This window comes from Sulfurovum sp. NBC37-1 (assembly GCF_000010345.1).
In the GTDB taxonomy this organism is placed as follows: domain Bacteria; phylum Campylobacterota; class Campylobacteria; order Campylobacterales; family Sulfurovaceae; genus Sulfurovum.
In genome coordinates this window covers 777,807-789,970 of record NC_009663.1, presented here as the reverse complement: position 1 = coordinate 789,970, position 12,164 = coordinate 777,807, and the positions used below count along the sequence as shown (strand labels likewise).

At 42.3% G+C, this 12,164-nt stretch carries 11 protein-coding genes; all 11 read left to right on the top strand.

The window, feature by feature from the left end; all coding sequences use genetic code 11:
• Position 1: 1 nt before the first annotated feature.
• Positions 2 to 3,055, top strand: coding sequence for an efflux RND transporter permease subunit (locus SUN_RS04005; RefSeq protein WP_011980462.1), 3,054 nt, complete (start codon positions 2 to 4; stop codon positions 3,053 to 3,055).
• Entirely contained in the window at positions 3,056 to 3,364 is a 309-nt protein-coding gene (locus tag SUN_RS04000; protein WP_011980461.1) for a hypothetical protein, read from the top strand. It abuts the gene before it with no gap.
• 3 nt (positions 3,365 to 3,367) lie between these two features.
• The gene (locus SUN_RS03995) at positions 3,368 to 3,778 is read left to right on the top strand and encodes a c-type cytochrome (protein WP_011980460.1); all 411 of its coding nucleotides are present in this window, start codon (positions 3,368 to 3,370) and stop codon (positions 3,776 to 3,778) included.
• Between the two features lie 15 nt (positions 3,779 to 3,793).
• Positions 3,794 to 4,447: a response regulator transcription factor gene (locus SUN_RS03990; protein ID WP_011980459.1), complete on the top strand. Its 654-nt coding sequence runs from the start codon at positions 3,794 to 3,796 to the stop codon at positions 4,445 to 4,447.
• Entirely contained in the window at positions 4,434 to 5,666 is a 1,233-nt protein-coding gene (locus SUN_RS03985) for a sensor histidine kinase (RefSeq protein WP_011980458.1), read from the top strand. The genes SUN_RS03990 and SUN_RS03985 overlap by 14 nt, the downstream gene beginning before the upstream one ends.
• Before the next feature lie 99 nt (positions 5,667 to 5,765).
• Positions 5,766 to 6,554 carry a hypothetical protein gene (locus tag SUN_RS12960; RefSeq protein ID WP_011980457.1) on the top strand — a complete coding sequence of 263 codons (789 nt, stop codon included), beginning with the start codon at positions 5,766 to 5,768 and terminating at the stop codon, positions 6,552 to 6,554.
• A gap of 223 nt (positions 6,555 to 6,777) precedes the next feature.
• Positions 6,778 to 8,235 carry a multicopper oxidase family protein gene (locus SUN_RS03975; RefSeq protein ID WP_011980456.1) on the top strand — a complete coding sequence of 486 codons (1,458 nt, stop codon included), beginning with the start codon at positions 6,778 to 6,780 and terminating at the stop codon, positions 8,233 to 8,235.
• 344 nt (positions 8,236 to 8,579) lie between these two features.
• Positions 8,580 to 8,861 carry a hypothetical protein gene (locus SUN_RS03970; RefSeq protein ID WP_011980454.1) on the top strand — a complete coding sequence of 94 codons (282 nt, stop codon included), beginning with the start codon at positions 8,580 to 8,582 and terminating at the stop codon, positions 8,859 to 8,861.
• A 109-nt stretch (positions 8,862 to 8,970) separates the two neighbouring features.
• Positions 8,971 to 10,338, top strand: coding sequence for a hypothetical protein (locus tag SUN_RS03965; protein ID WP_011980453.1), 1,368 nt, complete (start codon positions 8,971 to 8,973; stop codon positions 10,336 to 10,338).
• A gap of 9 nt (positions 10,339 to 10,347) precedes the next feature.
• Entirely contained in the window at positions 10,348 to 11,229 is an 882-nt protein-coding gene (locus SUN_RS03960; protein ID WP_011980452.1) for a metal ABC transporter substrate-binding protein, read from the top strand.
• Positions 11,220 to 11,972 (top strand): metal ABC transporter permease, encoded by a 753-nt coding sequence (locus SUN_RS03955; RefSeq protein ID WP_011980451.1) that lies wholly within the window; start codon positions 11,220 to 11,222, stop codon positions 11,970 to 11,972. Before SUN_RS03960 ends, SUN_RS03955 begins: the two co-directional genes overlap by 10 nt.
• Positions 11,973 to 12,164 lie beyond the last annotated feature (192 nt).

Here is a 12,164-nt window from a genome sequence, read left to right as displayed (position 1 = left end):
TATGAAACGTTTTTTTGAACTGTTAATACAGTATAAATTCCTGATCCTGGCACTTTTCATTGCTGTTGCGAGCTTCGGTTACAAGGCCTACAAGGACATTCCGGTAGATGCCTTTCCCGACATTACACCCAAGCAGGTTGTCATCTATACCGAAAGTCCCGGAAACTCGGCTGAAGATATTGAGAAACTCATTACTTACCCTATAGAAGCGGCGATGTCCGGTCTTCCGGGTGTCAAGATGATACTCTCAAATTCTATTTTCGGACTCTCGTATGTCTCCATTTTCTTTGAAGACGGTTATGATACCTACTTTCTCAGACAACTGGTCACCGAGCGTCTCAACACTATCGAGATACCAAAAGGCTGGGGTAAACCTACCATGGGACCAAATACAACAGGACTGGGACAAGTCTTTTGGTATCAAGTCAAAGACAGTAGCGGCAAACTTTCATTAACCAAACTACGTGAAATACAGGAGTATATTGTTACACCGCTGCTGAAATCCGTTGACGGTGTAGAGGATGTCATCAGCTGGGGAGGATTTACCAAGCAGTATGATGTACTCATAGACCCCAAACGCCTGCAGGCAACCAATACCACTTACGATGAGATCATTGAAGCACTGGAACGTTCCAACATGTCCGCAGGCGGGCAGTACCTGGAGTTCAACAAGGAGCAGTATCTCATTCGCGGTGCAGGCTTTTACCAGACACTCGATGACATCAGGAACACTGTCATTCGCAGCAAAGATGCCATAGCGGTCACCATTGCGGATGTTGCAGAGGTCAAAGCTGGAACAGCACCCCGTTTCGGTGCCGTGACTATTGACGGGAAAGAAGCGATGTTCGGTATGGTGCTGCAGCGAAGCGGTACCAATGCCGCCAAAGTCGTTGATTCGATCAAGGCAAAACTCCCGCTTGTCAATGCTGCACTTCCCAAAGGCGTGAGCATCGAGACCATCTATGACAGGACCGAGATCACCCATAAAGCGGTCAATACAATGACTTCGGCACTTTTAACAGGTTCTATTCTTGTTGCGATCGTACTCTTTTTGTTTCTCTTTGAATTACGTTCGGCATTCATCGTCATTATCTCCCTACCGCTCTCTTTGCTTATCGCATTTTTGATGATGCAGGAATATGGTATGTCTGCCAACCTCATGTCTCTTTCAGGACTTGCCATCGCCATCGGTATGATCGTGGATGGAACCATCGTTGTGGTGGAAAACAGCTTTAGACTGCTGCATGACAACCCCAAACTTGAACGGGCAGAAGTGATCGCCATGGCAACCGCAGAAGTCGCCAAACCGGTCATTTTTGCCCTGCTGATCATTGCTGTTGTATTCATACCTCTGCTTAGTCTGGAAGGGCTTGCAGGAAAGCTCTACTCTCCCATGGCACTGGACATCGTCTTTGTTATGCTGGGTTCTCTTGTCGTGGCGCTGCTGCTCGTACCCGTACTCTCATTTATGATGCTTAAAACAGGGAAGCACTCCAACTCCCCACTCATGAATTTCATTAAAGGTTTCTACACACCTATGCTGAATTTTGCCATGCATAATGCCAAAAAGGTCATCATCGTTACCTTTGCGATCTTTGCCGTTCTTGCTGCAATGCTTACACAGCAGGGACGAGAGTTCATGCCTGAACTCAATGAAGAGTCCATCATGTACCGTGTGATCGCCATACCGGGTACTGCTTTGGGGCAAAGTGTCGATACCTCTAACGCTATTGAAAAATATATACTTAAAAACTATTCCAAAGATGTAAGCTCAGTGCTTACAATGATAGGACGAAGTGAAAAAGGTGAAACGGCACAGGGTAACTATATGGAAATACTTCTCACCCTTAAACCCGGGATCGAAGACCTGGAGTCACTGGGACACACTATGACAGAAGATCTGCAAAAAACATTTTCTTTTGTACAATTTATACCGACGCAGCCTATTTCCATGCGTATCGAAGAACTTCTTGAAGGTGTCAAGGCAGAGCTTGCCGTAAAGATCTACGGTGAGGACCAGAAAGTCATGGATAGGATCGCCACCCAGATCCAGCAGGCGGTCTCCGGCATAGAAGGGTTGGAGAGACCGGAAATAGAATCACAGCTGGGACAGGCACAGATCACCATAAAACCTGACTATCTGGCGCTTTCCCGTTACGGCATCAATGTTGATGAAGTGATGCGTGTCATCCGCAACGGCATAGGAGAAGAACCTGTCACCGAAAAAATAGAAGGTATCCGTCGTTTTGGTATCGTTCCCAAAATAAAGGGAGCGAAGAAAGACATAGCAAGCATTAAAGCCGTACTGCTGCGTAGCAATACAGGAAAAATGGTACGACTCGATGAAGTATGTGACATCAAAGTCATACAGGGACCTTCGTTTATTAAACGTGAAGATCTGAGCCGTTACATGGTACTTTCCATGGAAGTTGAAGGAAGAGACATTGCGTCCTTTGTTGAAGAGGCAGATGCAAAGATAAAAAAAGAGGTGAATATCCCCAACGGGTACTACATCAAATGGGCCGGGGACTTCAAGAATATGCAGGAAGCCACAGCTACACTGGCAATGATCATCCCTGTCACACTGCTGCTGATCCTGCTGCTGCTCTATACGGCATTCAACTCGTTCAAAAAAGCCTTCCTCATCCTGCTCGGCGTACCGCTGGGAATGATAGGCGGGATCGTGGGGCTGCTCATCAGCGGCGAATACCTGAGTGTTTCCGCTATCGTCGGTTTCATTGCCATCTTCGCCATTGCTATCCTCAACGGGATAGTACTGGTATCTTTCATTGATGAATTACGGAAGAAATTCCCTCATGTCAAAATGGTGGATATGGTAAAAGATGCCACACTGTTACGTCTCAGACCGGTACTCATGACAGCCTTTACCACGCTCTTCGGTATTTTGCCACTGCTTTATGCCACAGGTGTCGGTTCAGAGATACAGTATCCGCTTTCGGTGGTTGTGACAGGAGGCATCATCTCTTCTACACTACTCACTCTCCTTGTTTTACCAGGGTTGTATGTATTGTTTTTTAAAAAGGAGGAAAACTAAATGATACGCATAACAAGTACGACAAAAGTATTAAATGTCACTGGACAACTACAGAAGCCAAAAATGAGAATGCTTCTGATGATATTTGCATTAAATTTTTCAGTTTTGAGTATGGCAGACAACTATACCGCAAACGGAAGTGAACACAATAAAAGTGAGACAAAACCTTTGGAAAAGTCTAGATTTGAAATGCTGAAACAGTCAAAAGATGGCATTTCCCATGGTTCCAAATGCGGTACTTCCGACACAAAATGTAATGGAGGAACCTCACATGGTTCAAAATGCGGTTCCTGCAACCCCAAAAGGTAACTCATGAAATATTTATTTTTATCAGGATTATTACTTTCAGGCTTATCGGCTATGGACGGCCGGGCTGTTTTTGATAAAAAATGTGCCTCCTGCCACAGGTATGAGGTTAAAAAATATGACTTTGCCAAAGAAAAACATTCACTGAAAGCACCACCGATGAATGAAATTTCAAGGCGTCTTAAAAAGAGAATAAAAGTATATGACAAAGACATCCACAGATTTGTGGTCGTCTCATTTATAAAAGAGTATATCAAACATCCCTCTTTTACTTACTATATGTGCGATGACAAGGCAGTTGCCAGATTTGATATTATGCCGGCCATTACAGATATGAGCGAAGAGGAGTATCAGACTGTTGCCGAATGGATATATGACAACTACTCCATAGAAGAGTATGGTAAAAAACCAAAGTAACGGGAAAAGTATATTATGAAACGTATATTATATCTGGAAGATGATGACAAACTTGCCAAGCTGGTCATGCAGTATCTTGAGCATTATTATCTTATCGACCATGTCTCCACATTAAACGATATTGAAGCATATCTGAAGCAGCATCATTATGATATCGCCATCCTGGACAGAAATATCAATGATGCAGATATAGGGCTTATGGCAATAGGGCTCATTCATGCTCAAAATATAGATACAGGTATTATCATAACAAGTGCCTACAGTACAGTGGATGATAAAATAAAGGGACTTTCTCTTGGAGCAAATGACTATCTTGAGAAGCCTTTTGATGTCAGGGAGCTGGCAGCAAGGATCAATGCACAGCTTCGGAAAAAATTTCCCGAGCAGGTCAGCTATAAAGGGTTGCAATTCAATATGGCCAACAAGCAGATCCATTATGAAGGCAATATGATCCTGCTGAGCCAAAAAGAGAACGCACTTCTTTTTTTCCTTTTGGAAAATGCCAACAAACTCTTCACGGCACAGGAGTTGATCTATGCACTTTATGCACATCCTGACGATATTTTGCCCAACACCATAACGGTAACCATCGGCAAGATCAGAAAAAAACTGCCCGTTGATATCATCAAGACATTTAAGACGAGAGGATATATGATTGAACTTTTTTAGACCTTCTTTGGAAAATAAAACCCTTCTGCTGCTTTTGGGCAGCCTTTACGGTGCCCTTATTTTAATGTCCACGGTTTCTTTGAATGTCTATGAAAACCACTTGAAAAGTGAGTACCGGGACAACCTGAAATTCATTGCAAACTCTCTCGAACACCTGACAAGCCAAGAGATAAAAAATAAAAATTTTAATACCTGTAATACCCAGAGTCAGAAAATGTGTACACTCTGTACCCTCAACAATGATTTTGCCTCTGTGAATGTGGACTACTTTACCAGAAAAGAAGACATTAGGCACAAAGAATATGAAAAAATACTGATTTTAAAAGACGGCTCCTATATACAGCTTTCCATGTCAAAAAAATACATTGAGAGTCAACTGAACAATATGAGATACATTTTGTTCTATGTCTTTCTTATTGTCTCCATTCTCTTTACATTCATCATTTATCTTTTACACAGAAAGCTCTTCTCTCCGCTCAAATGCCTGGTAAACTCCTGTCATAACCTCGAACAGGAAAAAGATACGACGACACAATGCCCTTCAGACAGTTACGAGATCCAGGAGTTGCGTATGGCGATCCTCAATCTGCTCAAAAAAAACAAGTTGCTGTATGAAAAAAAGCATGACATGTTCAAGGAGATCACCCATCAGCTGAAGTCTCCCATCGCCATTATGCAGGCGAGACTCTCTTCACTGGCCAACGATACCTCTCCTGATACCGTCAAAGAGTATGTCAAGGAGACCAATACAGACATAGAGGGTATTAAAGAGATCATTCAGGATATCCTTTTTCTCGAAGGGGTGGAGCTCGATATACAAAACACCCATAAAAGCGATATCTCCATGAAAGCTGTTTTTGAAGATATGCAGAAGAAATTCCAGCCTCTGCTCGAACTCAACCAGATCACCATCGATGCAGACTGGCGTGAGGACTTCACCATTTACTCCTACAAGAAACCCATTTTACAGGTGATCCAGGCGATGTATGAAAATGTATCAATACACACCAAAAAAGGGACCACTATTGATATGGCCATTGATGCGGCGAAGAAAACGCTTATCATCAGTAATATCCCAAAAGACAAGGAGGACAACCTCTTCAAATCGACCAGGATCGGCACAAAGATCATAAAACGCCTTTCCGAGAAGCTGAATTTTACAGTGACCACGGAGCATCATAAAAACAGATATATCACTATGATCACCTTCCATTCATAATTTTTTCATATTGGCATCACTTTTTCGTCATATCTATAAGTTATAGTTTTCATAAGTATAAGTCTTTGGGCTTGTACAACTACAATAAAAAGGACTCATATGAAAGGGTATATAAAAAATTTTGGCTTAGGTTCAGCGGTAGTGCCATTTATCATCGGCTGCAGCGGAGGAGGATCTTCCACCCCGGCAGGTACGGCAACTTCTGCCACAATGGCAACTGTTTCCGGTACCGTACCGGGTACATTCATCGAAGCATTTTGTGAAGACAGCTATTATGCACAGGTGACTTCAAACAACAACGGAACATCACAGCATCCGTTCGAAATCAACATCCCAACAGATACAAACTGTACGATGATAATGACGACCAATGAGAAAGATCCTGCAAACCGATGCATCACGCAGGTTGGTTTTGACACAGGAAATACAACAGGTAAAACCTTTAAGGTTACAGAAGATATGAATATAGGGCATATCCCACTTCCTATGCAATACAGTGATGTCAAAGATGTGGACGGAGACCATGTTATTGATGACTGTCTCTATGTTAAAATACCTACGGACAATATGACGGTGAACGATATGCCGGTAATGGACCGTAACCAGAACGGTATGGTGGATAGTTATGACGACCGAGATGATGACGGTACCTGTAATGCTTACGAGGATGATGACCTAGATGGCATACCCAACGTACTTGATGACGATGACAACAATAGCAGGCCTGACTATATGGATGATGATGACCGTGACGGTACTTGGAACCACTATGATGATGACAACAATAGCAAGCCTGACTATATAGATAATGATAACAACAAGAGCAGGTCTGACCATATGGATGATGATGACCGTGACGGTACTTGGAACCACTATGATGATGATTAGAAACAATATTCTGACTATGATGATCACAATACAACTGTAGACCCCTAAGATCAGAATATCATAAAAAAGAACAGTGATCCACAGCTGTTCTTTTTTACACTTCATCTCCTACTTTTTTAATCCGCACAAGAAACAATCTGTTCATAATTTTTTCATATTGGCATCACTTTTTCGTCATTTTGTTGGGTTAAACTTCTTGTATAACTATAAAAAAGGATATAACATGAAAAGAAGAAATTTTTTAGGACTTAGTGGAATCGCAGCAATGTATCTGTTTATCGGGACAGAGGGTGCTGAAGCGAGAAGATGGAAAAGACGGGGAAATGATGGAGAAAGCGGTACTGCTACCCCTCCACCGGCAGTCGCTCCAAAGGCACTTCCGATACCTGCACTCATTAAACCTATCGACAGAAATGGTGTGAAACACTTTGACCTCAATGTAAATAAAGCCCAACATGAGTTTTTTGATGGTATCCTCACCAATACTTTTTCCATTAGCAGCACCTACCTCGGACCTACACTGTTACTTACAAATGGAGATAATGTCTCGTTGAACTATACAAACAATCTTTCTGAAGAAGTCACTATGCACGGTCATGGTATGCATGTACCTGCCAATATGGATGGTACACCGCACCAGACAATAGCTCCAGGGGCAACATGGTCAGCACAATATACCGTAAATCAGAATGCATGTACAAACTGGTATCACCCGCATACGCATCATAAGACACCACATCATGTGTATCAGGGCTTGGCAGGAATGATCATTATTGAAGATGATGAGAGTAAAACTTTAGACCTTCCAAACCGATATGGTATTGACGATATTCCTGTGGTACTTCAGGACCGTTTCTTCACAGCAGATAAAACAGCCTTGGATTACAGTCCGACACAGATGCAAATCTCCAGAGGATATATAGGAGATGTATTTATCACTAATGGTGCGATAGAACCAACTTTTGAAGCAGAAGCAAAAGAGATCCGTTTCCGTCTTCTCAATGGTTCAAACTCTTCAGTCTATGACTTAGGATTCTCAAATGGGAAAAGTTTTAAACAAATAGGTGGAGACAACTCTCTTTTGGAAGCCCCTGTTTCTATGACGCGTCTTGTACTCTCTCCAGGCGAAAGAGCAGAGATTGTTGTAGATTTAAGCAATGACTCTGGAGCATCTTTTACACTGCATGAATACAAAAACAATAAAACATTTATGACAGTCAATGTGAGTAAAGATGCTACAGCAGTCACTTCATTGCCAAACACACTTGCAGAGCTTGACCCTATAGACCTATCACTTGTCACAAATACAAGAAAATTCAATCTCGGTATGCGAAACATGGTATTTACCATCAATGGAAAAGCGATGGATATGAAGAGAATAGATGAAGTGGTTCCTCTGGGAGATACTGAGATCTGGGAAGTAAACAATATGATGGGTATGGATCACAATTTCCATATTCATGCCACACATTTCAGAGTTATTGAGCGTAACGACAGTGCTGCAAATGTACTTGAAAATGAAAAAGGGTACAAAGATGTAGTCTACTTGAAAGGCAACGAAACTGTCAAACTCCTGGTCAAGATGACTGATTATACTGATGCAACTGTACCATACATGTATCACTGCCACTTTTTAGAGCATGAAAATAATGCCATGATGGGTCAGTTTACAGTAGTTTAAAACTTTTGGCACTTTTGATATGAAAGGTAAGTCCAACCGTATTCTCCTTTGGACAAGGAATGGCACTTAGACTGAAATCTAAGTGCCATGACACATTAGCCCATTGTCCATACAATAGTGAAAATTTTGATATTAAATCACTTCTAGCGCAAAGAGGGGAACAGATACATGATACCTACCCATATATTACATTCGTAAAAAAGCTCTCAAACCTCATACACATCAAGGTATCTGTCACAGCTACCTCATCGTTATCGTTATTGCCGTATCCATGTATGTCTGTGCTCATAGCTTTTGAAAAAAACCAAAAATAAGCTATACTTCTATAAAAAAAGGAGAAATGTATGAAACGGTTTCAACAACGTATCGTACATTTTCTTCTTCTTTTCTATCTTTTCTCGTCCTATCTCGGAGCGACACATATACATCACGATGCACTTGCATCCCATGATAATTGTAAAGTATGTATCGTTGTCAAAAATCTTCATAACGGCGACACACCTGACTCTGTTACCCTGCCTCTTATAGACAGTATTCTTTATCAAAAAATAGCACTATATCAATCCCTCTTTGTTTTCGAAACTTTTAAAGGTTTTGACGCACACGCTCCCCCGTTATTTTCCTGAAAAATTCATATAACCCATACCAATATTGATATGCCTGTTGTGAGGCAGATGTTCTGTATTCATAACAGGCCTGTACTCCCTATTCAATGTATATAAGGAAAATACCCCTATGACAAAAAAAATCATTCTATTGTCCATGGCCGCTTCCGTCAGCCTTTTCGCGCAGAGCGAACTGGAGGAACTGAAAGCACTCCTGGCACAACAGATCAAAACAACACAGGCACTGCAAAAACGTGTCGAAGATCTTGAAAAGAAACAGACACGTGTTGCAGCAGAAACTACAGAAAAAGAACAACATGTTGTGCAAAAAGAAAAGAAACAAGCAACAGTAAAAAGAAAAGAACCCAAATTGGCCAAAACCGAACCGTCTGCAGAGGAAGAAGCGTATGGTGAAACAGACGATACAGTATCATCACAACAAAATACGCAGACATTCGACCAAAAATCTTTTCTACCTGATATCGCTCTCATTCTTGACGGCTCGGCAGTAGGACGAAATGTAAACAACAGTACCTATGAAACACAATACATCCCGGGCTTCACTGGATATAACCCTAATGAGGAAACTGAAATTCCGTTCAACAAAAACCGGGGATTCAACTTTAACTATGCAGAACTCGCTCTGCACTCTACCGTAGGTCCCTACTTCGATGCGGATGCGATCTTTCATCTTCAGTCAGATGAATTCGAAACGGAAGAGGCTTACATAACAACCCGCAGTATGCCGTACGGGCTTCGTGCCAAAATGGGTAAATTCAGAAGTGAGTTCGGACGTATCAATGCCATACACCAGCATGCCTGGAAATTTACTTCACAACCTCTCGTATTTGCAGCACTTTTCGGTCCTGAAGGTGTTAATGATGCAGGAGTGCAACTCCAGTGGGTACTTCCTACCGATACCTATTTAATGGCCGGATTTGAAGCGATGCAGGGCAGCAATGATGTGAGCTTCGGAGACACAGAAAAGAACAATCTGTATATAGGCTATCTCAAAAGCGGTTTTGATATAAGTGACACAAGCACACTCCTTGCCGGAGCTTCCATTCTACACGGCAAAAATGACCAGGGACTCGATACAGATGTCTACGGTGCTGACCTGACAGTCAAAACGACATTGGACAGCTACAGTTCCCTCACATGGCAATCCGAACTGCTCTACCGCAACAAAACAACCGTTACCGATAAAGAAAAACAGTCCGGCTACTACACACAACTGTACTACCAATACAATGAAAACTGGGCAGGTGGTATACGCTACGACTCTCTTTTCAAAAATATAGCTACACAACCGGATGACCTTGACCGTATTTCAGCCGTGTTGGAGTATAAACCATTCGAATTTACAAAATTCAGACTTCAGTACGCTTACGATCGCTCAAAAGCTTTTGGCTTGGATAATGACCAGCGTAAAAATATTTCCGAGATATTATTGGAATTCACTGTTGAAGCAGGCGCACACGGCGCACATGCATTTTAGGAGAACCTCATGAAAAAAATTATTTTACTGACTCTTGTCTTTTCTATATCGCTGTTTGCAAAACTCAATGTAGTTGCAAGTTATCCCTATCTTGGCAAGATCGCCGAAGTGGTAGGAGGTAAGCACGTTAAAGTAAAAATACTGGCTTCTGCAAAATTCGACCCTCACTTTATCATTCCAAAACCCTCCCTCATTCCTGCTATTGCCCGTGCCGATATGCTTGTTGCCAATGGAGCTGGACTGGAGATAGGCTGGCTGCCGCCGTTGATAAAGCGTGCGAATAATCCCAAAGTCCGTATCGGTGCAAAAGGCTTTGTCGACGTCAGTCGTACCATTCATCTCATAGACAAACCAAAAGCCGTTTCACGCGCCTATGGGGACGTACACCCGGAGGGTAATCCCCATTTCGATACCGATCCGCACAACGTGCTTCTGATTGCACGCTATCTTGCAAAAAAATTCTCCAAGCTCGATGCGGCGAATGCCTCAGTGTATGCACAGAACCTTGCCCGTTTTACCGCACGATGGAAACAGTACCTCAAAACATTTGACCGGAAAATGAAAGCATGTAGCGGTAAAAAAGTAGTACAGTACCATGAGCTCTACAACTATCTTCTCAAACGTTACCGTATCAAATATGTTGGAACCATAGAACCGCTTCCGGGCATTTCTCCAAGCTCCAAACATACCATGGCTTTGATCACGAAAATGAGACAGGAACATATCGGCACCATTTTGCAAGATGCATATCATGAGAAGAGGACTGCCAAATTCATTGCAGCCAAAACAGGAGCAAAGGTCGTTATACTGCCACACGATGTCGGTGCTGTCAGTGGCACGAAGACACTTGAAGACTTTTATAACCTTATAGCGAAGAGACTATGTCACTGATCACATTACTTTGGCCGGCTTTTGCGTTGGCAATACTGTTGGTCTTTATCCATGCTATTTTCGGACTGGAGATCATCAAACGCGGCGTAATCTTTACCGATCTTGCCATTGGTCAGTTCGCTGCGATCGGTGTAGCACTCAGCCTCCTCTTCTTTGATGGGCAATATGCCTTTGTGCTTACCCTGCTCTTTGCCCTGATCGGTGCATTTCTCATCTCTACCGCAACCTATCGTGTCAAACATATCGAAGCCTTTATCGGCATGCTCTATGCTCTGGGGGCAAGTGCGATCATCGTACTGCTCTCCAATACCACACAGGGAACAGAGCTTTTCAACAAACTACAGGCAACCGATATTCTCTTCACTATGCCATCGGACCTCTGGGAGCCGTTGATACTTTACAGCAGTATCGCTCTACTTTTTTATCTTTTTCGCAAGTCACTGTCAGGTATAAAAAAAGAGATGTTTTTCTTTGGTCTTTTGGCGCTGACCGTTACATCTTCCGTACAGCTTGCAGGGGTTTTGGTGGTTTTCGTACTGCTTATTGTTCCCGCATTTATATCATTGTTGCAGCGTAGGTTCAACCCTCTCGTCTTTGCCTGGATCATCGGGTCGATCATCATTATACTTTCTATGACGATATCATATATTTACGACCTTCCCACAGGTTATACTATCGTATTTCTTGCTTCCATGACGGGAATTCTAAGTGCATTGATCATTTCAAAACAAAGAATAACTTAAGGCCTTTCTTCCTCCAGTTTTATGGTATGTAGCACAAGCGCATTTAATTGGGTCTATCAGTTCAAACGTATTATTATAAAGCCCCCTGAGAGTCCTACATACCCATAATAGGTTTTAGAGATACCCTGTATTTAAATGCACTCTTTATAATATAAGGTACTACTTAAATATAAACTGTGATAAAATATATTA